The following is a 26,287-nucleotide window of genomic DNA, read 5'->3' as shown; positions in this document are numbered from 1 at the left end:
AATTTCAAATTTTTAAAATTTAAAATATTCGTCGCTATCTAGATTTGCAGAATTTTTTAGTGCATGGCTAATTAACTCTTGCGTAATTTTAATTTTTTCTGGGTCAGCGCCTTCTAATAACTTGTTGCGGTATTCATATACATAATCATTTAAATCTGTTGCTCAAGCATACCCTTTTTTGGTTACTTGAAGATTTGTACTACGACGATTTGTTGGATCTTGAGTCTTGGTAATAAAATTGAATTCTTCCAATTTAGCAATTATTCGACTCATTGTTGTTTTGTCAATTTCTAAATTCAAAGAAATTTGACGTTGATTGATTTTCGGTTTGAAAAAAATTAATAACAATACAGTAAAATACATTTTATCCATATTTGCTGGCAATCTATTTTTTTTGTTAACATATTTAATTCCATTCACAATAATAAAATAAAGTTTAAACGAAAATGGAATTTCGATGACATCTTTTTGCATAAATAAAATCTCCTTATTTTTCTTATAAGGATATAATCTCTCAAAGCAAAAATAATGTCAATCAAAATAAGACACAAATTGTAACTATTAAATATTTTCCGTTTCTTGGCGTTTTTCCAACTCACGATTATTAAGCATTATTTGCAATTGATTTTTTGTTTGAGCAGTCTTGATTTCCATCAAACTTTGAGCAATTTCAGGAGTTGTACGGCGTTTGTTGATAATTGCAATGTAGATAAATCATCCCAGTATTGGCAATAAAAATCATAATCAGTACTTACCACGAATTTGTTTCTCAAGGTTTCTTAAAATTTTATTGAAACCTTGAAGCTCTTGAGTTAACATTTCATTGTTTTTAATTAGTTCTTCGCTTGTTAGTAAATTTGGATTTGTCATAGTTATTCTCCCTGTTCGTTATTGATTTTTTCAACAACTTTTTCTATAAATATTGTAATTGATTGTGTAGCGACTTTCATTTCCATTGTGTTATTTAAAAATTGCTCTTTTGCTTCTGTAACTTGATCGATATTAATTTTCATAATTATATTTTTAAAATCGCTTAAATAGTTGCAAAATTCTTCTGTATAGTGAATCTTCTGAGTGATATCTTGATTTTGAATAATGCTATTGCAAAACTGATTTAAAATTGAGCTAAGTTCTGAAGAACAAGTTAATGTATCACTTGTATTAATAAGATTTAAATAACGTTGCGTATAAAAATTTATTTGTCCATTAAAAAATGGGGCAAAAGTTTCTCAAAAAACATTACAAATCTGGATATCATTAAAATTTAATTTATTTTCTTCTCAATAGCTTTTGAAATTATTAATTGTTTCCCCAAAATATAAATATCGCTGAATAAATTGCTGAAAAATTATTGCAAGATCATATATTTTCAAACTAGAAAGGTCATTAAAAATAACTGCCAAGTTACTAATAATTGCTTCAATAGAAGTTACCTCATATAAATTTTTAAGCTGCTGATAAACTTTATCCAAGGCAGAATCATTGGTTTTTAAAATTAATTCATCCAATATTTTAATTTCACTTTGAAATATTTTAAGAGCTATTTCTTCCAAATCTATTTTTTCCAAGATATTATAAGTCATTTTGCTTCCACCTTACTTTATATTTTATATTATTTATCTTATAATTTTATAAGAACTTGAAAGGAAGAACATATGTATTACTTAGGCACTATAATTGCATGTATTATTGGATACTTGATTGGGGCTATCTCTTTTTCCGTAATTATTGTTAGATGACGCTACGGCGTTGACGTTAGAACAACTGGATCTGGAAACGCGGGAGCAACTAATACTGCTAGACTATTAGGAAAGAAATGAGGAATTGCTGTAGTTTTTCTAGATGGTATTAAGGTTGTTGTTGTAGGTTTTGTAGCTGTAGGATTATCTTTTATTAATAGCTCGCTCTTTTCTCAAACAAGTTATTTTATTCCTTGTATCTTTGCCCTAATCGGACATTGTTATCCGGTTTATTATAATTTTAAAGGTGGAAAAGCAGTTTCTTGTTTTTTGGGATTATTGCTGGTTGTGAATTATGCATATTTATTATTATTTTTATTTATATGATGAACAACAATTTTCATTTTCAAAAAAGTTTCAGTTTCGTCAATCATTGCTGCTTTAACAATTGGGGTTATTATTTGAATTCCTCATACTTATGGAGTGAATAGTTATTTAATTAATTGAAATTCTTGAACAGAATTTAATCTCGCTTGATCTAATGGATATATTTTAACAGAATTTAATTGAATGCATACGTTAACACCTCATGAGTATGCATCCTCAATTTTGGAAATGCAAATGTGTATACTAATTGGTTTCTTAATTTTAGGATGAAGACATTTTCCAAATATTAAACGTATCAAAAATAAGACCGAGCCGATTACCTTTCCAAAGTTAACAAATGAAGAAAAGCATAAACTAAAAATAGAACGTGAGCTTATCCGTAAGCAAAAAAAAGAAACAAAGGCTAAAAAGAATTAATATTAACGATTGCTAGATATTTTATATGGAGTACTTAAGTACTCCTTTTTATATATAAAATATCGATTACTTGTTCGTCATAAGTTTCTTAGATATTTTTGCCAAAGCAAGTACCGATTTAAAATTTTGCCCAGTAATTAATTGGCCATCTACAACAACGTTAGATTTAAAAAAACGCTTCTTAACAAATATTGCTCCATTAAATTTAGCAACTCTTTCATTTGAAAATGGAACTTTAAATTTTTTACTACTTAAAAGTTCTTCAGTATCAGTAAAGCCGGTAATACGTTTATTACTAATTAAGTATTCACTGCTATCATGTTTGATTGATAATAATGCAGCTATTCCATGACATATACTAGCAATGTACCCTCCTTGCTGATAGTTATTTATAACTAGCTTTTCAATTTCAATGTTGTTATAAAAATCTCACATAGCTCCATGTCCACCAGCAAAATAAATCAAATCATATTTATTCATAATAGCCTCTTTAATAGGCATAGAATTTTTCAAAGCTCTTGTAAAATTAGTATCTTTACTTAATAAATCTAATGAATCTCTGTCAGCTATTTTAAGGCTGCGAGGATCTAAAGGCACTACGCCTCCTTTTGGACTAGCATATTCAATGTCAAATTCGGAGTTTTGAAATCCTTTTATAAAGTCAGTTACTTCACTCAATCATAGACCAGTTGCTTGAGAACTATTACCATATTGTGAAACATTAGTTAGGACAATTAAGATCTTCATTACTTGTTACCTTCTTTCATTTGCAATAATATAAATATAATTATAAATAAAAAGAGAATCATTTACATGAATCTCTTTTTATTGCCCAAACAATTTTATTTTCCACGCTTCATTGCGTTCATTGTTTTTTTAATGTCTGCTTCAGATGGTTTTCTTCCCATACTCATGTACATAGCTCTAATTTGCTTTTCGTTAATAGGTGGATTTTCTTTTAATTGTTTTTTAACAACAATTCTTGTAATAAAAAATCCAATAATTCCTCCAACTAATAATGCTCCTAAAATAACTCCGATTAGCATTCCTGCTAATCCTCCAGCTGAAAAGCTAGTTGCCAATAATATATTCATTTTTCTCTCCTTATTTTTTTTGTAAATGTTTTAATATTTGGTTAGTAATATTATCTACTTTAAACCCAAATTTTTCAATAACAACTTCCCCAGGCGCAGATTCCCCAAATGAATCAATTCCAAATGCTAGACCAGAATCACCAATATATTTATGTCAACCTCAAGTAGTTCCCATTTCAATTGAGACTCTTAAAGTCTTTTGATCTATAATAGAATCTTTATATTTAGATGATTGTTTATCAAATAATGATGTTGACGGCATTGAAACAACTTTTGCCTTTATATTATTTTTCAATAAGGAATCTTTAACATCAATTGCTAATCCAACCTCAGAACCAGAGGCTATTAATGTTATTGTAGCATCTTTTTCATCTGCAATAATATATGCACCTTTTTTAACATTTTCAAAAACATTTTTATGTGGTAATTCACGCAAGTCTTGACGGGTCAATGCTAATGTTGTTGGTCCATCTGTTATTTCTAAAGCTATTTTATAAGCTGCAGCTGTTTCTGAGTAGTCAGCTGGGCGAATTAAAGTATGATTTGGAATTGAACGTAACATTGCCAATTGCTCAATTGGTTGATGTGTTGGCCCATCTTCTCCAACAGCTACTGAATCATGAGTAAAAATATATAACTGCTGCAATTTCATAATTGATGCTAATCGCATTGCTGGTTTTAAATAATCAGCAAAGACAAAAAAACCACTGGCATATGCTAAAATTCCTCCATGTGCAGTCATTCCGTTATTGATAACTCCCATACCAAATTCTCTAACACCATACATTATATTACGCCCTTGCTTAAATGAAGGTTCGTAATTTCCATCTGGACCTTTAATTTTTGTTGATGATGCTAAATCAGCGCTTCCACCTAACATTGTAGAATTAGATTGTACCAATGTATTAAAAATAGTTCCAGAGCTAATTCTCGTTGCTTGAGGTTTTAATGGAATTTGACTCATTATTTTAGCTTCATCAAAGGTTCAATTTCGATTTAAAGCTTTTTCTAGTTCTGCAAATTCAGTTGGATACTGCTTTGCATAGCTTTTATAAAGTTCATCCCACGAATTATTAATTTCAAGACCGCGAGTTCAGACATTTTCTTTTCAAAAATCCATAACAGTTTGTGGAACTTCAAAGTCTTTGTGTGATCAGCTAAAGTAATTTTTAACTGTTTCAAGATCTTTTCCTAAAGGTGCTCCATGAACTGAACTAGTGGCAGCCTTTGGTGCTCCTAAACCAATTATAGTTTTAACTTCAATGTAAGTTGGTTTTGAAGAACTCTTAGCTTTCTTAAGCGCTTTTTCCAAAGATTTCAAATCTTCTCCGTTTTCTACTCGAAGAGTATTTCAATTAGCTGACCTAAATCTTAGTTTTAAGTTTTCGGCCTGAGCTTTTGCAACTTCATCGTCTAGTTGAATATCATTTGAATCATGCAACAAAATTAATTTATTTAGCTGATTTTTGCCAGCAAATGAGATTGCTTCTTGAGCAACTCCTTCTTGCAAATCTCCATCACCACATAAAACATAAGTAAAATGATTAATAATATCATATCCAGGTTTGTTAAACTTATTTGCCAAAAATGCTTCAGCTAAAGCCATTCCAACACCCATTCCAATTCCTTGTCCCAAAGGTCCAGTTGTAACTTCAACACCAGTTGTAATTATTGATTCTGGATGTCCTGGAGTTAAACTTCCTCATTGGCGAAACTTTTTTAAATCTTTAATTGATAAATCGTATCCCGATAAATGTAACGCTGAATATAATAAAGCACTTCCGTGTCCAGCTGACAAAACGAAGCGATCACGGTCAAATCATTTAGGATTTTGTGGATTCTGCTTCATAATTTTAGTAAATAAAGTAAATACCATTGGAGCAGCTCCCAAAACAATCCCTGGGTGCCCTGAATTGGCTTTATTAACAGCTTCAACTCCCAATATTCTTAATGCATTTAAATTGTCATTTCCAATATTATTTTTCATTAGTATCTCCTTGTTTTTTTAGATCTTTTATTTTTTTTGGTGTGATATCTTCGCCATTTTCATTAACAACTTTAATTGATTGAAGTTGATGCTCTAAATTACGTTTATAAAGTTCAATATAACGTGTACGCAACAAACTACGCATTTCTTCTTCTTCAACTGATAAAGCACGAGTTTTTTTAATTGCAACCAAACGGTTAATTTCCAAGATTAATTCTTGAAAAGATAGCATCTCAATATTATTTCTCATTAGTAGTCTCAGTTATTAATTGCATAATAAGCTGCTCCAATAATTCCCGAACAATTTTCTAATGACGCCAAATCAAAAGTAATTTGATCCCTAATAATTTTCACGATTAATGGTTTAACATTTTCCTCAATAATTTCCAATAAATCCGTTCCCATTCCAGAACCACCACCTCCGATGACAACAAGGGCAGGATCTAAAGCTTGAATCATAATTGCCATATGATTGAACAATGGTCGATAAATTTCTTCAATCAAAACTCTAATTTCTTGAGGTTTATTATTTTCCTTGTATACTTTTGATATTTCTTCCATTGTAATGTCATTTGGATTTTTAAACAATTTTGCAATACTTGTTAAGTTATTATCGGCAACCAATTTTGTAAATGTTTTTCCAAAAGAAACAGCTGAACAAGTTCTTTCAATACAATAATTTAAACCGCAGTTACATTTAAATAAGGTTTGCATCTTTCCACCATGGCCAAATTCTCCAGCAAAGCCATGTTCCCCAGACAATAATTTATTTTCGCTAACAATAGCCCCACCAATTCCGGTTCCCAATCAATAAAAAATTCCTGATGAATAACGTGATGCAGAACCAGTTCAATATTCTCCTAAAGCTGCAGCATTAACATCATTTAAAATATAAACTTCCTGTTTTTTGAATAAACTCTTAATTGCTGTTTTAATATCAAAATTTTGCAGATTTAAATTTCCCGATAAAATAACAATTCCTTCTTCGTGATTAATAAACCCTGGACAAGCAAATCCAATTCTTTCAATATCTATATCATAGTTGTATCCCAATTGTTCAATTTTGTTGATTGTTTTCTTAGCTAAATTTTCTAGCAAATTGCTCTTGTCATTTTTAACAATAAATGATGTTTCAAGTTCCCCAAATTGATTAACAATTCCAACTTTAGCACTTGTTCCACCTAAATCAATTCCCAAAATTTTTCTCATAAACACACTCTTTCCGTTTAAATTTCTTACATTAATTATAAAATATTTAGCACTTTTAAACTACCATCTATTTCAAATAAAATAAAAGAACTCATTAAATAATAGGTTCTCTCAAAGATATTAAAGTTTTTTGATTCTTTAAAGGAATAATAAAAGTGATTTCTTGCTCAGATTGAACAATAAAGTTAATTCAACCCAATCCTGAAATTGATATATCAAACTCTTTTCCGATGTCACTTTTTTCAAATTTAAAATGGTATTCCTGGCCCTCGTCAATAACAGTTGGTGTAATTAACAATTCCTTATTCTTTGTAAAATAATTTGCAGCATTGTTTTGCTTTGTTCTGTGCAACAAAATTTCTTTATTAACATAGATATGGAAATTTTGCCTAATTTTAGTTTCGCTTATAAAAGTAAATCATGCTAAACCTGAAAAAAACATGGCCTGCTCAGAATTTAATTGAAAGGTATACTGACGAAGCTCTTTTTTAAAATAGCAATATTGTCAATCTTTTTGATTCATGATATGAGCAATTGAATTATTGCGAGCAATTCCAGGAGTATCAATAATTTTTACGCCTGAATCTAGATTAATATCAATTAATTCTAATGTAGTATTGAAGTACCTAGATTCCAAAATTTTGGGAACTAAATTGTTAGCTTTCATTAAAGCATTAATTAATGAAGATTTCCCCACATTTGAAGCTCCAATAAAGTACTGATTTTGAAAGGATTTCAGAACAATATTCAAAAATGGCAAAATTAGTTTTTGATTATCACTAGCAGTTAAAATAATTTTTGCATTTGCCAATTTTGAACTTGCAAACATTTTAGTTACATACTTTCTTATTTTCGATAGCTTAACTGATTTAGGAATTAAATCGATTTTATTAATCACAATTACTACTGTTTTGTTGGCAATTAAATTTTCAATTTCCAACATTCTAGTGCCTTCTAAGTCAAAGATATCCAAAATATAATAAAAAATTGGATCCTTATCATTATGAACAATATTTTTGATATTAGCTATAAAAGTTTCTTGATCAAGTTCTTGATCAATTAGGTCATTATAGTTTTTAATTCTAAAGCATCTCAAGCAATAATCATTTTCGAGTTTGTTAGTAAATCCTGGCTTATTTGATATTGTTGTTTGTAAGCAAATTCCACATCCAATACATTTTTTCATCGTCTAGTACTCCCTCTATTTTTTAATATACTTATTCTCTGAATCATCATAAAACATGAAAACATATAAGAAATCAATCAAATATAAAAGCTTTAGAACATCGTTATAACAGTGAGTTTTTGCCCTTTTAACATCCTTGTTTCACTTTAAGTAGTCTTTAAAATTTGATTCTTTATAAGAAAAAAATCTTAAAGCGCTGACACATAAATTGTAAATATCTTCTTCCTCTTCAAATTGATTATTTGGATAAATAGTTTGCATATAATCAAAAAACTTTTTTAGGCTTGGTAAAGCTAAAGTATTCTCACCTTTTTTGCCAGGTTTCAAATTTTTTGGCTCATAAAATTGTGATCCCTGTTTATCAAAATTTGAAAATGACATATTTTGACTTAAAACATTGTAAATATCAAAAGCGTTAACATCGTATTCTTTAGTTTTATGATTTATAACAAAAAGATCACTACGCTTGTTATTTAGTAATGCTTTATTTTTATTAATTCATGATTTTAAAATTCGAGCATCATTTTCTTTACCTGCAAAAACCAATGTCTTAATATTTTTATTAATGCACATATTTATAAAACTTTTAACTGTTGAATCATATTGGGCTTCAAAGCTGTATTCGGAGTCTTTAAAACTACGCTTAATTGTCATTGATTTAATTGCCTTAGAATTTTGTCGATTGTGAATTTCTTTAAAGTTTTTGGCAAACGAATATTGTAAAACATAAACCAAATCTTTTTGTTCTTCATCATAAAGACGTGGAAAAGCTTTTTCATCATAGTCATAAGATTCATGAGAGCGGTTAAAAAATTCTGTATCCATAACAATTGCTGGAAATTGAATTTCACTCATTCTTGCCTTCATTTCTTCTTTATCGACATAAAAAAATTGATATTCATTAATGTAATATCGATCTTCTTGTTTTTTAATTGCCTTATACTTCATTAATCATCCCGACTTTTCTTTATATAATAGTATCAAAATAAGGTTTTATTTATTTAAATATATTCAATTGATATAATATAATTATATAAATAAAAGCGGCTAATCAACAAAAAACCGTTAGAAAAGGAATTTTTATGAATTTTAAAGAATTTATTAATAGTCAGATAATCGAAATAACAGCTGCAAAGCTATTTGAAAAGGGTTTGGCGATTAAGCGAGATTTTGCTAATGCTGCTTTGACAAATACCAATCCTATGTTATCGACTTTTATTCCTAGTGAAGTTGATATTGATTTATTTTTAGGAGAAATTAATAGTGATCTTGGAGTAATTCGCGACACTGATGAGTTATTGACGTATTTAAAATTAAATAGTGTTGACTCATCAAAACTATTTTCCGATGGTGCAAACTTTTTAGCAGGAATAATGAGTCAAGGTGCAGGTACTAATGGAATGACTAAATCAATCTTAAAGCTTCAATTTGGTTCAGAATTTAAAATTCAAGCTCAGCAGATTGAAAAAATTCAATCAATTATTCCCAAACTGGGAGATCAAGAAAATTTAGCAACACTTGATCTTGAAGATGTTAATTACCTGTTGAGCAGCTTACTAACAGAAGATTTAGAGCAGTTAAGAGTCTTTTTAACTAATAACCCTAATGATGCTGAAAAAGTATCTCCAAATTTTACAACAATTCAAACAGCCAAAGGCTGAGATATTAAAATGCACGCTGCTGAGACCATTAAAGAATATTTTACAGAATTTAAAGAGCCAAATTTTTTAGGTGATTTTGGTAATTTAACGGGGGGTTTGGAATCTTTAAAAGATTCAAATTTCAAGCAAGATGTTGAAAAATATGTATCAATAACTAACACTGTTAATAGTTTGGTAGTTTTAGTATCAATGTGTAAGAAAATTTATGAAAAAATTGAAGAAGCTGCTAATTAATTAGCAGCTTCTTTATTAAAAATTTCACTTAAGTACTTTAAACCTTTGTCTGTAATCATACGTCCTCTTAAAGTTCGTAAAACAAATTGCTCTCTTATTAGTACTGGCTCAATATTTTGAATAATTGTCGCAATTGGCGCATCTAATATTTGAGCCAATGATTCAATTCCTAATGTTTTATGCTCTTTCAGAATTTTCAAATATTCGACATCATTGTTGGTTAACCCTTGGCTGTATATGCCCATTTGTTTAAAAATAGTTTTTAAACTGACAATATTTGTACAATTAACATGCTTAGTTATTATGTAGTCTTTTATTCGATTAACTAAATTAATTGCGATTCTTGGAGTATTTCGACAATAACTAGCAATAAATTCACAGCTGGATGTGCTTAACTGTAAGTCGATGCGATTAGATGCATTTTTGATAATTTGAGACATTTCTGATAACGAATAATCCATAATTTGAAAGTGAATAGGAAACCGGTTCAACAATGGATATGATAATTTATAGATTTCAGTTGTTGCACAAATAATTGTAAATTCAGGTAACGATACATTTATAATTTTAGAATTATAATCTTTTCCAATGACAAGGTTCATTTTATTATCTTCTAAAACAGGGTATAAAATTTCTAGGATTTCTTTAGATATCGCATGCACTTCGTCAATAAACAAAATGTCGCTTGGTTTAAGAGCACTTAAAACAGCAATTAGATCACTTGGCTTTTGAATACTTGGTCCATTTAAAATATGTAATTTTGATTTCATAACTTTTGAAATTAGGAACGCCAGAGATGTTTTTCCCATTCCACTAGAACCGTGTATCAACAAATGATCCAGAGTCTTATTTTGTTGCCTCGCAGATTCAACATATATTTTTAAATTTGATATAATTTGAGATTGTCCCAAAAACTCGTTTCAAGAGTTGGGTCTAAAATTATTGTTGACCAATATTTAAAACAGCCTTTTCTACCATTTTTTCAAAAGTTAATGAATCATCTAATTTTCGCAAAACTTGGTATATTTCTTTAGATTTGAATCCTAATTTTTGTAATGAAACTAATAACTTCTCCTTTTTATTAGTTAATTTAAAATTAAAATACTGTTTCTGCAGAATTTCGATGATTAACTTGGCCGTAAAATTTCCGATGCCTTTAATTATCATAATTTTATCAAGATCTCCATTTTGGATAATATCCAAAAGATCTAATACTTCATATGTTTCTAAAAGCTGAAGAGCTGTCTTATAGCCGACAGTTTTAATCTTGATAAGATTTTTAAATAAACCATAAATTTCATAGTTTACAAACCCAAATTCTAGATCCTCAAACTCAGTTTTATATGTTGCAGTATATAATTTAATTTCAGTGTTGATAATCAAAAATGGCCTTTCTTTTTCAAGAATGAAAAAGTTTTCTCCATAAGAATTAACTTCGATTGTAACCTGGTTATATTGAACTATCTTAACTGTGCCAATTATATAATTTCTCATAACACCTCCCAATAAGTATTAGAAGAAAATAAAAAAATGAACCCTTTATTAATGGTTCATTTAACAGTCGTGAATCTTAGTAAAATTATTTAAATTTACGGTTTTGCTTTTGTTTGTAAATTCGTTTTTCTTTTTTACTTAAGTGGTATTCACGTTTTCTTGCTTCAGCTTTATTAACTGATGCTACCTTTTGAAAACGTTTTAACGCTTTTTCAATTGGTTCTCCTTCGTGTACGATAACACTTGCCATATGTATTCAACTCCAATTCAATATAATAATACCCTAATTTAAGACAAATTTGCAAATTTATTTACAAGATTTCTAATAAAAAACATCATTTTTTTAAATTAAGGTTTTGCAAGTAGCTAATTTTATTTTTCTTTATAAAGACTGTTAAAAATTCCCATTGTTTCTTCTTCAATTTCATCTTCTAAAATTGTATTGTCCTCTAAAGGAATTGTTCCATACTTATTTTCAAAGTTTGCCAGAAATTCAATTGCTTCCTGAGTATTTGCTTCTGTAATATCTTCAAATTTTATTAATGTATCATCATTATCAGCAATTAAAGTGTTTAGAATTTCTTCGTCATCCAAAGCTTCAATAATCGTTCTTGTAAGCTCTTCTTCACTATCGTAGTCTTGATCAAGATAATTAGTCAATGTCTTTTCGTCAACATGATTTTCATCTTTAAAAATATCATTAATTGTTTTAGCAATTTCAGCAGGAGTTACGCGACTTAAATTTTCATTATTTGATAACACGTAATCAGTACTGCTAATTGTGGAATTTGTATAATTTTTACTGATAAATGTTTTTAAGTCTTCTACCTCTTCAAAGTTAATTGATTCCAAATCTAAATCATCAATTCCCATTGTTCGAGTATCTTCATGTTGATTAAAAACTAATTCGGCATCTAAACTGTGAGTACTATTGTCCAAAGTTTGATCCAAATCTTCTCCAAAAGTTGAGTTTAAAACTTCGTCTAAAGTTAAATGATTTTCATCATCATCAACACCATAATCGTTATTTATAGTAATCTCATCAATAATTGTTTCTAATCTAGTTTCATTAATTATTGATTGAGTATTGTCAACATTTTTAAGTGCTTGATCAAAAATTTCTTTACGAGCGCTAAAATCTAAAGTTTTTTCATAATCAACTTCCTCAGCTAAAAGCTTAATATATTCTACCGTTTTATCAGCTTGAACCACAAAAGTTTCATCTTTTTCTTCACTTCTAGTAATTTCTATATCAGTCAAATTATTAGCATCATTTTCCAGTTTTTTAGCTTCTTCACGTTCACGTTGCTGGCGAGCCAATGTTGCATAACGATCAATTCGTTGCTGCTCACGACGACGCTCTTCAATTTGTAGACGCTGTTTTTCAAAGTCTGGTCGCCCTCTTTGTGCACGAGCATGTTCACGTTCTTTTTGGCGTTCTAGTAGCTCCAAACGCTCAACAAAGTTATCAAAAGCATCTTTCAAACTTTTATTATTATCATGTAACCATATCAAATACATTACAAATTTCTTAGCTTCTAAAAGTGTCGCATCATCAAAATGATAAAACTCCTTAGCCATAATTGACATTACAGAATCGGCATCCAAATTAAGATTAACAACATAATCTTGAATTTTGTTCAGCATTTTTGTGTCCATATGATCTCTGATCTTTATTTTCATAACAACCTCTTCTTAATAATTTGTAATAATTATAACCTATTCAAAAATAACAATTTTCAAAATCAATAAAAAAAGTGCTAAAAGCACCTTTTTTAATATTTTTTAATTAATAATCCTATTTAATTGCTTCTCTAGCTTTAGCAATTGTTGTTGATAATGTAGCACATGATTGGTTAAACAAGTTTTGTTCATTTTCTGTTAAATTTCATTCAATAATTGCTTCTCAACCATTTTGACCTATTATTGCAGGAACTCCAGTAAATAAGTCCTTATTTCCATACTCACCATTTAATTTGGCTCCAACCATTAAAGTTGTACGCTCATTTCTTAAAACTGCTTTAACAATTTTTGCTAAACATACTCCAATTCCGTAAAATGTAGCACGTTTTAATTCAATAATTTTGTAAGCCATATGAACAGCTTCTTCTCTAATTTGATCTAAATCGGCTTGAGTAATTGTTCCATCAGCTATATATTTGCTGATTGGTTGTCCCATAACTGAGGCATGTGATCAAACAGCAACTGATGAATCTCCATGTTCTCCAGCTAAGAAAGCATCAACTGATTCTGCTCCAACATTCAATTTATCAGCTAATAATCTTCTTAAACGAGCTGAATCTAAAGTAGTTCCTGATCCGATAACTTTGTGTTGATCAAATCCTGTAACTTCTTGGTATACCAATGTTAAAACGTCAACTGGATTTGAAGCTATAACCGTAATTCCTTTAAATCCTGATTTTTTAACTTCTTCGGCAATTGATTTCATGATTACAGCATTTCCAGCAACCATTTCTAATCTAGTTTCCCCTTCTTTTTGTGGACGTCCAGCAGTTATAACGATTACATCTGCGTCTCCACAATCAGAGTAATCTCCAGCTTTAATTGATGTAAATGGCACTGGTAAAACAGCCATTGTATCAGCTAAGTCAAGCGCATTTCCTTGGGCTGCTTGAGGGAAAGCATCGATTAATACATAGTCTGATGCAATTCCTTGGTTGATTGCTGAATACATAAATGATGTTCCAACAGCTCCAGCTCCAATTAAAACAACTTTATTTGATGTCTTTTTCATATTTTTCTCTCCTTAAATTATAATTCTATATGATTATATCACTATGCCCTTTAGTTTTTATCTCTTAAAATTTGGACATCCACATTTTTTAGAGCAAAAATGAAGTATTATTTTTTTATTTTAGGTGAGAGCAAAAAAAGTACTGAAGCTTGTTCTGGTGATGTCTATTTTGTAGATTAGATTTATATTTTAAAAAAATTCTGCATCAAGACAATGCAGAATTCATTATTTATTTACCATTTTTTTCTTTTTAAAGGTATAAAAATTATAGACTATTTCATGGGTCAATTAAGTAAAGATTTCCTGTTTCAAATCTTCTTGAAGTTATGTAAACTCCAAAATTTGATCCCGATAATTCAGGTCGTGAAATATAGTCATCAATAAACCCCTGAACACCACTACCTGGATAATTTGATTGAATATTTCCCACAGCCAAATCTAAAATTAAATGTCTTTCACTTTCAGATGCACCAATGTACTGAGAAAAGAGCATTGTGAAAACATTATCAAACATATCTCTTATTGAAAGATTTACCGCACAAAGTGATGAAGCAATCATATGCATCATGGCATGATTAAATTTGATTCCTATATACGGATTATGTGCACCTGTGTTAAAATTTGCAGTTGAAATTGCTTTGCTTCCGCCAGCTGGTGGTAGTTGTCTGCTATTTACCTCTTTAATCAAATCATCATAATTGTTATTTATCTCATTGAGACCTTTGTTATCAAACATAATAAAATAATCACCATATTTTATTTCTACACCGTATCTCGTATTTTTTGGCATCACTGCTAATATATCATAATCTACAGCTAACTGTATCATATCTGTTGTATAGCTTATTTTGTAATCTATTTTAAGTCTGATCATGTTTCAACCACCAACATTAAATTCTTCATGTTTAAAAAATGTTGGACTATTTTGGATTGCAGTTGATGAAAAAATATCATTACCTCATTGTATTAACATTTCATCTCCCATACCTGATTTATACCTAGCAGTTGCATCAGGTAAAGCAAAAAACGGAAAATCTCTTTTTAGTTTATTGATATCATTTTCATATCTTTGGTATTTTGGTATTCCCACTGAAGAACGTCTCCCAGTATCATTGACATTTCCATTTCAATAGATTGTTTCTCCTCATGGACCATTAATTGTTGATTCAATTGAATCTGTAGGAAATCTTTTTCACGAATCAAAGATTCCAAACTTAATGTTTTCTACATAATTTCCAAATACATTTATTTGAACCTCAATGTAAATTCCAGAAATTTCTTTGTTTGCATATTCTAGTGTTTGAGACATAAATGTCTTAGTAATAGTTTGTTTCATTAATGAATTTGTTTCATTTTTGAAGCCAGGAATTGTTCCCTCTAATAATTTATAAATATTGGCATACGTATATAATCCATTACCTCGATTTTTTCACATGTCATAATGAGCGTTAACCACCCACTCATCAATATAAGTTGTTCCAACAGAATTGTAAGTAGTTCGATTATTAGTAAATTTTGAAACATCTTTTGCACTACAAGTGCTTAAATGTTCACCATTCAAAGAACATGAATTTTTTGAAACACCACTTTTAAAACCCAATAAATTATCATTTTTTAGCTTCGGAGCATAACTAACTACTGAAGCAGAAGACGTTGCTGTTAAACTTATAGTTCCAAGTATTGTAAGTATTTTTTTCATAATTTTTTCTCCATATTTTTAATTTTTTAACTTAAGTATTTTTTAAATTAAAAAATTTATATTTGATATATTATGATTTATGCACGTTACTTTTTACAAAATAATTTTAACATAACAATTCTTTTACTTTCATTATGAGAGCATTTATTAGTTATTTTATTAACTTTTTTGAAGATCCTGTAATCGCAATTGAGCTAATTTCAAATCAACTTTTTCCTTGTTAATTCAGTACAACAACCCTCCCATACTAATTCCCCCTACAAAGTTTCCCAAAATCGCTGGAATAATATTTAATCCGAAAAAGTATCATGCTAATTGTGAGTTTATTTTGACGTTCTCAAATGTTTGCAAGTTATTAATGATGACAACCTCAATTTCTCATCAATTAGCCATTAACAATCAAATCATTAGAAATAAGTTAGCGACACTATGCTGTAATCCTGAAATCACAAACATAAAAATTATAATACTTAGCAAAATAATTAAGGCAAGTTTGTCTTTAGTTGATCTTGAAACTGGAACACTTTGTTGAACTAAAAAGTTACAAATTACAGCTGAAAAAAAGCAATATGTAAAAGTTTTCAATAATGTTGAAGATGATAACTTATCGATGTTTTTACCCATCATTGAAATTAATTCGGCTCCAGTTCCATCCATTTTTCCTAAAGCGAATTCAAATATGAATTGTGAGAGTTTTTGATCATTCATTGCCCCAGCCGCAAATCATAAAAGCATAAAAATGAATTGACCTAAAAAATTACCCAAATAAATTCCCCCTAATCCAATAAGATAAGGTTTTATTCCCAAATTCTTTTTTAACATTGGAATAGTTGAGAACATGTAAGCAGTTAAAAAACCACCTCCAATAAAAACAATAAAAATAATTGCTGCTGGAAAGATTGCCGCAAAGATTATCTTACGAACTGATGCATTCGGTACTTGATAAGCACCATAAAAGCAACCTATGTAAGCTAATGCTACGAAAATTCCAGCAGCAATTCCTAAAAGTAGATGTTTAGTTAGTTTTTGATTTAACATATCAATAGATACTGCAAACCCCTCAACAATACCTTGTTGAGCAATTGACATTGGTTTATCTAGTAAAGAGTAATCTAACTTAGATAAACTTTCAATTTCAGCATCTATGCTTAATTTATTTTTAATTACTGGCATATAAATATACCTCCCTGGCAAGTTCCAAATTTTATTTGGAACCCCCATGATAATTATTAACCCATTTAAAGCAATTATATTGCGAATAAAAAATCTTATGCTAAATCGAAAACCAGAATAATAAATAAATACATATTTTTTACATTGAAACAGAGCTTTGAAGTAAAATTAAATAATCTTAAATTTTAAATTAGTCAATACTGAAATATTATTATTTTTAAAAATTATTTGTTGCTCTTCAGAATTTAATTTAAATTTATAAACTAAATCTCTGATTTCGCCAAACTTTTTAATTACTAATGTCTGCAAATTCAAATCATCAAACTTATAATCCCCACTTTCAAGAGTTACAACTATACTTCCGTCTTTTACAAAAATTAAAGTTTCTGTAAGAGGACATTCAATATTGTAAACTCGCTCTCCAAAATAAAATTCGCTTTTATCAAAAAAATTTCTTCATATTCCTTTTGGGAAGTATACTTGACGAGAAGTTGTATTGGCCGTTAAAATTGGAGCAACCATAATGGTATCACCCAAATAAAATTGGTCATCAATTTTTTGTGCAATTGCATCATTTTGATTTTCCAATACCAAAGGTCGCATAATTGGTACGCCAGTTTTTGCTGCCAAGGCTTCAAAAATTTTATAATGTGGTAGCAGTTGTTTTTTTAATTTTGCAGTTTTTATTGCAATATCTAAAACCTGATTTGAAAAATATCATGGTTCATTTTTTCCAATACTATGATAACGACTAAAAGGAGTTAACATTCCAATTTGAATTCAACGAATGAATAGGTCATCTGTAAAGTCATTTGTTTTTTTAAAGCCACCAATATCAGTTCCTCAAATTATTTCTCCTGCCAATCCTAAAGATAAGCCAGCATTTAAATGATTTTTAAGTTCTCGAAAATTGCTAATGCTATCTCCAGATCATTTTCCAGGAAATTTTTGAGTTCCAATATATCCCGGACGACATAATATCATTGTGTTACCTATTCCAAAGTATTCTTCACTTGCCTCAAAACAACATTTAGCATATAAATAAGCGTAATATTGCCGAAATTCTTTTCCTGTAAAGCCATTATACATTAAAGCATCTTCTGGCAAACCATCTCCATAATCAGGTTTAAGATAACGTAATCCTAATTTAAACAATTTTTTTAGTTCTTCTTTATATCATTGAAAGGCTTGCGGATTAGTAAAATCAATTAAATGGTTGTTTTCTTGATATGTTTCAGTTCCTGTTCAAGGATGAGCAAACTGGTTGGAAGTTGTTTTTACTAGGAAATTATTTTTTAATAAAAACTTTCAATTGTCAGAGTTATCGTTTTGAATATAAGGATTAATTCAAAAACACATTTTTAAATTTTTATCTTTAACTTTTGTAAACATTAAGTTGAAATTTCCAAAAGCATCAGTATTATACTCGAAATTACAACTTTTAGTAAAACGATTTTTTAATCATTTAGGATCTAAAGTAATAACGTCTACCGGAAAACTACATTGGCGCGCATTTGCAATTTCTTTGGCCAATTCATTATAATTATGAAAGTATAAACGATTTAATCAGATTCCATAGGCACTGTCTGGAATTGCCTTAATTTTTCCCGTTAACTCAGTATATTGATAAATCATTTCCTTAATATTATCACCAGTAAAAAAATAGAGATCTAAATACTCATCATCTGTTAAAAAAGATAAAGCATCAGTTGTTGGAGAACCTATCTCGAAAGTTGTTTTGTTACCAGTGTTTAATAATACACCTCAATTTTTTGTTGAGTATAGTAATGGCAAGCCATTATATGCTAAGTCATGATTTGCCACAACTGAATTGTCAGTATTATAAATAACACTCTCTACACCGTTTTTAACTAAAGGACGAAATTTTTCACCAAGGCCGTATAATTTTTCGTCATTTTCTATTCAAAATGACATAAAGGGTTGACGATAGTTGGCTTCTTGAATCTTAAACCCTAGTCCAGGATTTATATGATCAGCTAAAAACTCATAACCACTACGATCATTTGTTTGAAATTTGGGTTGATTTTTTTTATCCAATAAAGTAATTTTAAAGGGATTTTTGGTCACTATTAAAGTTTCACTTTGTGGAGTGTAGATTTTAATTTTGTCATCATAAATCTGATAGTTCAATGGCACTTTCTGAACTTTGCTATTCAAATACTCATTAAATGTTGGCGGTCTTTTTTTCGAACTATATTTAATATTAATAACTCCAATATCAAGTAGACTTACCTCTAAAGTCGCCTTTTGGAAATTCGATAATGTCACTTCAATGTGCAATACCTGATTTTTTTCTCAAAGATCTGATACATGTTTGGCGACACAATATTCATAATTGTGATCAAAAATTCTTTGTTTTATTGGAAAACTATGGTTCATCATTTCTGGTTTAAGATTTCGTGTTCAACTCATTACTGTGCCTCTCCAAATCTATTTTTGCTAAAATTTTATGCTTGTATAAATCACTTTTTCCGCCATAAATAACTTGATATGAATTGTTCTTTTGAACAATTGCGACTGCTCCAGTTTCGTTTTTAAATTCTTCTTGTGAAGCAACCCTATCTGGATTCTTGACAATAACTCTTAATCTAGACATGCAAGCATCGACTTCCAAAATATTATAAACCCCACCCAATAAAACAATAATCTTGTCAATGACATTTTCGTCTTTAAAAACTTTTTTTGGCTGATTGCTTGGTGCATTATTTGTTGCCGAATTTGACTCAAAACCAGGAACTGAAGGTTTAAATATTTTAGTGATGTATTTAAATATGACAAAATATAGACCACCAAAAATAATACTTGTTAATGAAAATCACAATCCATCAAATCATAAGTTAGCTCTAAATCCAGCTGATGGCAGTGATGTAGGTCCTGTAATCCCAAAGTACTTAATAATTGTTTCGATACCCCCAAAAGCATGAATTCGCATTGGAATAAAATCAACTAATCCAAATGCAATTCCTGTTAAAAAAGCATGTATTACATATAAAAAAGGAGCTGTGAATATAAAGATAAATTCAATTGGCTCAGTTACTCCTGTTAAAGCACAAGCCAATGCACCTGAAACATAAATCGATTTATTGCGATCACGATGTGACTTTGGAATAGCATATAGCATTCCAAAACCAGCTCCGACCAAGCTTCCAGTTGAAGTAATCATTTGACCCGCCTTAAAACGAACAGGTTCAAAAGAGTCAAGCACAATGTTGTACATATCTTGAGTACTTAAATCAATTTGATGTATTTTGGCAAACTGTTCTCAGTTTCCTTTGACGTGTCCCAATGCAGTTATTCATGTAAAGTACATTTTTTCTTGTCCTTCTGCTGATAAATCTGATACCTTGCCTGAATATGTTCTAAAAAATTCGGCAACTTGCCCTGCTGATACTTTATTACCAAAGCCTGAATTTTTTAAAGTCTCAGCAAATTGATCTGCTGATAAATAGTCAAGGTTTCCTCCAAAAGAAGTATAATTCATTGGAATTGTAATCATATGATGCAATCCAAATGGTAGTAATAATCTTTCTAAAAGGCCATATAAAAATGGCATTGCAAAAGGTAGTTTATTATTTGTTGCAATTTGCTTACCAATTTGATTAATTCCCACTTGAACTGCCGGTCATAAAACTGTCAAGACACATGAAATTGGTAATACTATTATAAATACCATAAATGGAACAAATCTAGGTCCATTAAAAAATGCCAGACTGTTTGGTAGTTTATTAAAAGTATAAAATTTGTTAAAGATTGAAGCACCAATGAAACCCATAATAATTCCACCTAAAGCGTCAAAACGTAATGCTTTAACTCCAGATTGATTAATAAAGAAATCATCAATTGGCATTCACTTACCGCACATAATATAGTTCATAAACAAGGCAATTTGCTTACCAGATGAATCAATTTCTGTTTTTGTTATAAAGATAGTTGAACCGACTGCTAATAAAACAAAATAGGCAAGGCCACCAGCAAAGGCTCCTCCAGCTTGATTTTTAGATCAAGAACCACCAATTGCAATCGCAAATAGTAAGCCCATGTGAGTGAATGGTATTCATCCAATAGTTTCAATAATTTCACCTATTTTTAAAAAAACTGCCGAAGTTTTTTCGATTTGCCCCAAACCTAAAGGTCCAATAATTTTTCCTAAAGTAATTAAAAGACCAGCAGCTGGTAAAACAGCAATCATTGTTAAAATAGCTTTTGCAAATTTAGACAAAAACTCATGCACTTTGGAGTTTTTGCCTTTTTTAAAAACTGCACTTAGTTTTTGACTTTTGGTCTTAAAAAAACCAATGTGATTTGTTTGCGTTTTCTTCATGTTTTTCCTTTCCGATATTTAATATCAAAAAAATTCTACATCTTATAAAATGGATCATATTCTTGTATATACAAGTTTGAAAAACAAAAAAAGTGTTTAAAACACTTCTTTACTATTTAGATCAAATTGATCTGGTACATATTTTTCAATAGAACATTGAATTACTTCATTATAATCATTTATTAGCACCGAATATCGACAAGGAACATATTCAATTGGTTTAATACCCAAAATTTTTGAGTCAATATCATTTGCTTTTAATAAAATTATTTTTGTATAGCTCTTAGCTAAAACTTGTCGTTTCTCTAAAAAAACTAAAACGCTATTTTTAATTTCTTGATAATCTAATGTGCCAACAATTTTTGTATTAATCCAGACAATAGAATATTTGTGTATATTATTTTTAATATAGCGCAGCTTGATAAGCGATTTAAAATCATTTTTGCAAGTTAAAAAATTGCCAACAAAATATTTGTCAAGTTCAATATCTTTTTTTAATATTTGAGATGTTGTAGACTGATGTTTAATGCTAAAAGGTATTAAACGTTTTCAAAGAATTTTTGAATTTACAAAATAGCCTTTTCCTTTCACTGAATAAATAATATTTTGACTTTCTAAAGCTTTGAGAGCGCCCCTAATTGTTTGTCTTGTTGTATAGTACTTTTTAGCATATGCCTGTTCGCTTAATAACTGTGAACCTGCCTGTTTGCTTTTAACTTCAAGTAAAATTAAATTAAAAATTTCTTTGCTAAGTGTCATTTAATACTCCTAATCAATAGTTTTTATCAATTCTAAAAATATTTTTTATTCACGATCTATTTTTAATATACTGGCATATAAATATAACTCCCTGGCAAGTTCCAAATATTATTTGCAACTCTTATGATAATTATTAATCCTTTTAGCAAAGATATGTTATAAATAAAAAAACAAATATTGAATTTAAGAACAAAAGAATAGTGTTTCATTACCTAATCAGTTATGCATAGATTTTTATTACGATTAATAGCTAAATATATTATTAATAAAAATAGATTAACAATAAAAGATACAAATAAAGTTATTCCAAACATAATTGCCAAAACGTTTACATCATGCAAATCAATTTTGTTAATAAAATTTAGCGCAATAAAAGGTAAGTAAGCAATAATATTAGTTAGAATAGTTTGAATGAATAAAATTCAATTTGCTCCTTTTGCATTAAAGTATGCTGATATAGATTGAGAAAGTGCATAAAATATATAAAAACATATTACCTTTGAAAAAATTGCTCAACTTTGATTAGATAAACTCAAATTAGAGTTTGATAAAAAATATGTGAACGGCTTATATAAAGGAATAAAAATTAACATGCTTATTGCAATTGCCAAAAATGATAAAACCTGAAATTGAATGATAATTATGATTTCCTGCTTTTGATTTTTTTGCTGTATTGTTGAAATAATTGATTTGTTAATATAACCCAAAACGTTGGGCAACAATAATATTCAACTTCATATAACTTGATTTGACAGTCAATATGCTGCTGAACCATTTGCCAAATTCATATTTTTAGCCATCATGATTAAATAAAAAATATTACTTGTGCAAGAGAATAAGAAACTCGCTAATAAGTTAGAAAAAAAAGTTCTGTTAAAACTACTGTTTTTAAAACTAAATATCATTCTATTTGAAATTCAAAATTCTCTAAATCCAAATTCATCTGCAACAAATAGCATTGAAATTATCAGCAACAAAATTGCTCCAACTAATGAACTTGTTCCCAAACCTATATAATTATTTGTAAAAACATTAGCATTTGCAAAAAGCAAATCAAAAATAACTAATAAAAATACTTTTCCAACAACTAAAAATCCTAGTTTTTTATATGCTTTCATGTTCAATAATACTATAATTGAAATTCCCAATAATATATTTGGTACTTTGGATCATAGTTGTAGTACAAAAAATGCTTTTTCCTGAACGTCTTTTTCAGGATTAATAACTTTAACAATGTCTGCAACAAAAAAAGAAAAGATAAAAATTAATAAAGCATAAACTATAAAAACTAATAAATAGACATCTTTAACTTTTTTAAGCTGACTTTTGTCTTTTTTATTAATTTTTCCAAATCATCAGTACAATGGAAAAACTACAGTTTCTTGTACTACTTCAAGCATAATATTCAAGTATTCTCACTGAGCATATGTATCAATACTCGCATTCATATATTTTGTAATTACTAAAGTTCTAATCAATAATCATATACTAGGCAATAATATATATAAAAATATTCAAAAAAAGTTTTTTCAATCATTTTTTTGAGTGACAAACAATTCTTTTGTTTGTGCTAATTTATTATTCAAATTCAGTTTCAACATATTTTCACTTTCTATAAACTCAAGTTTGTGTGTAACTCGCTCATTTAATTAAAAAAGCATTTTCTTTTTTAATCGTCTTTTTATAGGTGCGTATTAATAACAAAATTTCGCGTTTTAGTTTTTTAACATCTTCCAACTTGTATGAAAGAAAATTGCAAATCTTAATTATATAGTCTATATATAACAGATGATTTTTTTCTTCACTTCCAAAATTAACTCAAAGTCAACAAATATAAGCAATATCATAATATTTATTGCCAAGACAACAAGAATCTCAATCAATTATCATAATAGGATCGAAATTATTATCAAATATTACATTTAATGGACTCAAGTCTTTATGAATAATGACTTTATCATTTTCAAATTTTATTTCATGCATTGCTTTGACAATTTTGACAATTTTTAAAATGATTTTAATATCAATTGTTTCCACTTTTTCAAATGAAAGACCATTAATAAATTTGTATTTGTAATAATTCTCATCATAGTTTTCAACTTCTAAAACATATTTAAATTTTTTTTCTAGCAATATATTTGTTAAAAAAACAAAATCTAAAAATCTTTCATTTTTTTCTTTATAAATATAATCATTCTTAATGATTAGTTTTTTATTAGATTTACCATTAGTTTTAAAATCGCTTGTCAAGTTTTTCATAAAAAAATTATATCAATTTAAAAAGTGATATTTTCATTTTATTTAAAATATTTTGCATGTGAATGAAAAAATATACTAAATTTTTAAATACAAGTTCAGTAATGTTAGTTAATGATATTAGTTGGAAAAATAATAAATCATTATTATGTTTGCTTAATATTTCTTGTAAGTCAAAAAGTTTAAAGACACGGAAATAATTATTTCCGTGTCTTTAATATATTTGTTATTTAATTTTGGATTTAGTTTTAGAATATTAAAGGACAAATAATAGCTAAGATACTCATTTTGCTAATTTTAATTAATACTTACTATTTGTTATTCCTACATTGCATTCGTATTTTAATTTTTAAATCTATTTCATACTTTTGATTAAGCTAATAGTCAAATTTATTTTTTAGTATTTTAAAACCCTTTTTTAGAGTACTTTTCATTAATTTTTAGTCAATTATCTGTCTTATAAAAAAATATAATGAAAAGTACTATAAGCAAATAAAATATGTTGACTATATATATTCATCAATGATGTATAGAAAAGAAACTTAAATTTTGAGGTATTGAAAAAAAGAAATTTAAAGTTGGAATGAGCATTAAAATATAGCTAATTGATTTTAATTGTGGAAATATGCTGTAAAATCAAAATCATACTCAAAAAATAAATATAAAAAACAATATTGTATACTGTTGTGGCAAGGAATTTTTGCCAACTCTGAAACTAAGTCAGATGATTAAAGCAAGCAATTAAAATGAAAATATTGGAATTGCAAAAAAATAGGATAAATAAAATAAGGCTTTTGTATAAAGGGTTTCATTTATTTTAATATTTCCTGTATTACATAGAATTATAAAAAAAGCTAAGGATATAATTGAGGAAATAAGAATAAAAATTGTTCAGTAAATTATGTTTCCAAAAAAATATTGCTGTTTTGTAATGTTATTAACGAATAAGTTCTTTAAAAATCCATTTTTAAAATCTTTGCGCATCTTTTTTGCGATATAAATTAGTAAACCACTAATTATCGATACTTTTATAAGAATACCATTATTAACAAAAAGATTATTTGATATATTTCCAGTACCAAATATTTGAGAAATTGGTGCAATCGTCATTAACGGTATAAGTATTCCAAAAAAAATAATTGTAGTAGTTGCTTTTGTCAAAGAACTAATAGAAATTTTAAAATTTCTATAAAATATTAAAATAATTTGTCTCATTAAAATTCTTTCTCCTTAATAATTTCCTTTAAATAATTTATCTTTTCAAATAAAATATTTTTTTTACTTTCAAAAGAACCTGTCAATTTAAAATTTTGCTTAATTTTTCCTTTTTCAAAATAAACGACTTTGTTACAAAAGCTTGCTACATCTTCTATTTCATGAGAAATAATAATAACAGTTTTATTCATTTTAATGATTTCCGAAATTACGTTTCTGATTCTAGATTTTCATACTAAATCAATTCCTGTCATAACTTCATCTAAAATTAAAATTGAAAATGGCTTAATTAGCGCAACAATAAATCTAAATCGTTGCTTTTGGCTAAAACTTAATTCACTAAAAAGCTTAAATCTAGATTCCAATAATTCAAAATCAAATAAGAGATCTGTAATGTTTATTTCACTATTATTTATTCTTTTAAAAAATAAAAGTGTTTCTTCAATAGCTATTTCATCAAAAAAACTATCTTGAAAAACAGCAGAAATTATTGGTTCTTCTCCAATAAAATTTATTTGCCCCTTTTGTGGTCTTAAGTTTCCAATGATAATATCAATTAAAGTTGTTTTTCCAGATCCATTTTCACCTAAAAATGCTACAACATCACCATCATCAATTTTTAAACTTTGAATGTCCAATTCTAAATTACTTATTTTAGGATTAATACTGTATTTTAAATTTTCTATTATAATCATGCTTTTTTATACTTTCATATTATTAACTATAAATAAGTTATTCTT

26 protein-coding genes are annotated in these 26,287 nt (G+C 28.4%); 2 read left to right on the top strand and 24 right to left on the bottom strand.

Features of this window, described 5'->3' with window-relative positions; all coding sequences use genetic code 4:
- Positions 1-12: 12 nt before the first annotated feature.
- The 3 genes from CXP39_RS02085 to CXP39_RS02075 all read right to left on the bottom strand — a co-directional run bounded on the left by CXP39_RS02085 (position 13) and on the right by CXP39_RS02075 (position 1,583).
- Entirely contained in the window at positions 13-474 is a 462-nt protein-coding gene (locus CXP39_RS02085) for a MarR family winged helix-turn-helix transcriptional regulator (protein ID WP_027048069.1), read from the bottom strand.
- A gap of 87 nt (positions 475-561) precedes the next feature.
- A complete protein-coding gene (locus CXP39_RS02080; RefSeq protein ID WP_027048070.1) occupies positions 562-870 on the bottom strand; it encodes a hypothetical protein in 309 nt (102 codons plus the stop codon).
- Between the two features lie 2 nt (positions 871-872).
- Positions 873-1,583 (bottom strand): hypothetical protein, encoded by a 711-nt coding sequence (locus tag CXP39_RS02075; protein WP_027048071.1) that lies wholly within the window; start codon positions 1,581-1,583, stop codon positions 873-875.
- A gap of 72 nt (positions 1,584-1,655) precedes the next feature.
- Here CXP39_RS02075 and plsY point away from each other — a divergent pair, with 72 nt between their 5' ends.
- Positions 1,656-2,483, top strand: a complete 828-nt coding sequence (plsY, locus tag CXP39_RS02070) for a glycerol-3-phosphate 1-O-acyltransferase PlsY (RefSeq protein ID WP_084497544.1) — start codon at positions 1,656-1,658, stop codon at positions 2,481-2,483.
- A 66-nt stretch (positions 2,484-2,549) separates the two neighbouring features.
- Here plsY and CXP39_RS02065 read toward each other — a convergent pair whose 3' ends face one another.
- From CXP39_RS02065 to CXP39_RS02035, 7 genes are all read right to left on the bottom strand, one after another.
- Positions 2,550-3,230 carry a type 1 glutamine amidotransferase domain-containing protein gene (locus CXP39_RS02065; protein ID WP_027048072.1) on the bottom strand — a complete coding sequence of 227 codons (681 nt, stop codon included), beginning with the start codon at positions 3,228-3,230 and terminating at the stop codon, positions 2,550-2,552.
- Between the two features lie 95 nt (positions 3,231-3,325).
- The gene (locus CXP39_RS02060; protein WP_027048073.1) at positions 3,326-3,571 is read right to left on the bottom strand and encodes a YneF family protein; all 246 of its coding nucleotides are present in this window, start codon (positions 3,569-3,571) and stop codon (positions 3,326-3,328) included.
- Between the two features lie 16 nt (positions 3,572-3,587).
- Positions 3,588-5,564: a transketolase gene (gene tkt, locus CXP39_RS02055; protein ID WP_027048074.1), complete on the bottom strand. Its 1,977-nt coding sequence runs from the start codon at positions 5,562-5,564 to the stop codon at positions 3,588-3,590.
- A complete protein-coding gene (locus CXP39_RS02050) occupies positions 5,554-5,814 on the bottom strand; it encodes a DUF896 domain-containing protein (protein WP_051591853.1) in 261 nt (86 codons plus the stop codon). The genes tkt and CXP39_RS02050 overlap by 11 nt, the downstream gene beginning before the upstream one ends.
- Entirely contained in the window at positions 5,814-6,773 is a 960-nt protein-coding gene (locus tag CXP39_RS02045; protein WP_027048076.1) for an ROK family protein, read from the bottom strand. The genes CXP39_RS02050 and CXP39_RS02045 overlap by 1 nt, the downstream gene beginning before the upstream one ends.
- Before the next feature lie 94 nt (positions 6,774-6,867).
- Entirely contained in the window at positions 6,868-7,959 is a 1,092-nt protein-coding gene (gene yqeH, locus CXP39_RS02040) for a ribosome biogenesis GTPase YqeH (RefSeq protein WP_027048077.1), read from the bottom strand.
- A 15-nt stretch (positions 7,960-7,974) separates the two neighbouring features.
- A complete protein-coding gene (locus CXP39_RS02035; RefSeq protein WP_027048078.1) occupies positions 7,975-8,907 on the bottom strand; it encodes a hypothetical protein in 933 nt (310 codons plus the stop codon).
- A 134-nt stretch (positions 8,908-9,041) separates the two neighbouring features.
- Here CXP39_RS02035 and CXP39_RS02030 point away from each other — a divergent pair, with 134 nt between their 5' ends.
- Positions 9,042-9,854 (top strand): hypothetical protein, encoded by an 813-nt coding sequence (locus CXP39_RS02030; RefSeq protein ID WP_027048079.1) that lies wholly within the window; start codon positions 9,042-9,044, stop codon positions 9,852-9,854.
- Here the strand turns inward: CXP39_RS02030 and ruvB are convergent.
- The 14 genes from ruvB to CXP39_RS01960 all read right to left on the bottom strand — a co-directional run bounded on the left by ruvB (position 9,851) and on the right by CXP39_RS01960 (position 26,242).
- On the bottom strand, positions 9,851-10,807 hold the full coding sequence (gene ruvB / locus CXP39_RS02025; RefSeq protein WP_036256237.1) for a Holliday junction branch migration DNA helicase RuvB: 957 nt from the start codon (positions 10,805-10,807) through the stop codon (positions 9,851-9,853). The genes CXP39_RS02030 and ruvB overlap by 4 nt on opposite strands.
- On the bottom strand, positions 10,794-11,348 hold the full coding sequence (ruvA, locus tag CXP39_RS02020; protein WP_027048081.1) for a Holliday junction branch migration protein RuvA: 555 nt from the start codon (positions 11,346-11,348) through the stop codon (positions 10,794-10,796). The genes ruvB and ruvA overlap by 14 nt, the downstream gene beginning before the upstream one ends.
- Positions 11,349-11,433: 85 nt before the next feature.
- On the bottom strand, positions 11,434-11,598 hold the full coding sequence (rpsU, locus tag CXP39_RS02015; RefSeq protein WP_027048082.1) for a 30S ribosomal protein S21: 165 nt from the start codon (positions 11,596-11,598) through the stop codon (positions 11,434-11,436).
- A gap of 122 nt (positions 11,599-11,720) precedes the next feature.
- Positions 11,721-13,031, bottom strand: coding sequence for a hypothetical protein (locus CXP39_RS02010; protein ID WP_027048083.1), 1,311 nt, complete (start codon positions 13,029-13,031; stop codon positions 11,721-11,723).
- Between the two features lie 115 nt (positions 13,032-13,146).
- Positions 13,147-14,103, bottom strand: coding sequence for an L-lactate dehydrogenase (locus CXP39_RS02005; protein ID WP_027048084.1), 957 nt, complete (start codon positions 14,101-14,103; stop codon positions 13,147-13,149).
- 265 nt (positions 14,104-14,368) lie between these two features.
- Positions 14,369-15,802, bottom strand: a complete 1,434-nt coding sequence (locus CXP39_RS02000) for a lipoprotein (protein ID WP_027048085.1) — start codon at positions 15,800-15,802, stop codon at positions 14,369-14,371.
- 159 nt (positions 15,803-15,961) lie between these two features.
- Positions 15,962-16,975, bottom strand: a complete 1,014-nt coding sequence (locus CXP39_RS01995) for a formate/nitrite transporter family protein (protein WP_027048086.1) — start codon at positions 16,973-16,975, stop codon at positions 15,962-15,964.
- Between the two features lie 168 nt (positions 16,976-17,143).
- A complete protein-coding gene (locus CXP39_RS01990; protein ID WP_027048087.1) occupies positions 17,144-19,408 on the bottom strand; it encodes a TIM-barrel domain-containing protein in 2,265 nt (754 codons plus the stop codon).
- On the bottom strand, positions 19,386-21,317 hold the full coding sequence (locus CXP39_RS01985; protein ID WP_036256242.1) for a PTS transporter subunit EIIC: 1,932 nt from the start codon (positions 21,315-21,317) through the stop codon (positions 19,386-19,388). Before CXP39_RS01985 ends, CXP39_RS01990 begins: the two co-directional genes overlap by 23 nt.
- A 96-nt stretch (positions 21,318-21,413) precedes the next feature.
- Positions 21,414-22,076: a UTRA domain-containing protein gene (locus CXP39_RS01980; protein ID WP_027048088.1), complete on the bottom strand. Its 663-nt coding sequence runs from the start codon at positions 22,074-22,076 to the stop codon at positions 21,414-21,416.
- Positions 22,077-22,288: 212 nt separating this feature from the next.
- The gene (locus tag CXP39_RS01975; protein WP_027048089.1) at positions 22,289-23,677 is read right to left on the bottom strand and encodes a hypothetical protein; all 1,389 of its coding nucleotides are present in this window, start codon (positions 23,675-23,677) and stop codon (positions 22,289-22,291) included.
- Positions 23,655-24,335: a phosphotransferase gene (locus tag CXP39_RS01970; protein ID WP_027048090.1), complete on the bottom strand. Its 681-nt coding sequence runs from the start codon at positions 24,333-24,335 to the stop codon at positions 23,655-23,657. The genes CXP39_RS01975 and CXP39_RS01970 overlap by 23 nt, the downstream gene beginning before the upstream one ends.
- Positions 24,336-25,073: 738 nt before the next feature.
- A complete protein-coding gene (locus tag CXP39_RS01965) occupies positions 25,074-25,547 on the bottom strand; it encodes a hypothetical protein (RefSeq protein WP_027048091.1) in 474 nt (157 codons plus the stop codon).
- On the bottom strand, positions 25,547-26,242 hold the full coding sequence (locus CXP39_RS01960; RefSeq protein ID WP_027048092.1) for an ATP-binding cassette domain-containing protein: 696 nt from the start codon (positions 26,240-26,242) through the stop codon (positions 25,547-25,549). The genes CXP39_RS01965 and CXP39_RS01960 overlap by 1 nt, the downstream gene beginning before the upstream one ends.
- Positions 26,243-26,287 lie beyond the last annotated feature (45 nt).

The sequence above is a fragment of the Mesoplasma syrphidae genome, from assembly GCF_002843565.1.
Classification (GTDB): domain Bacteria; phylum Bacillota_I; class Bacilli_A; order Mycoplasmatales; family Mycoplasmataceae; genus Tullyiplasma; species Tullyiplasma syrphidae.
Note: the sequence above shows the minus strand (reverse complement) of the source record. Positions and strands in the feature narration are given on the sequence as shown.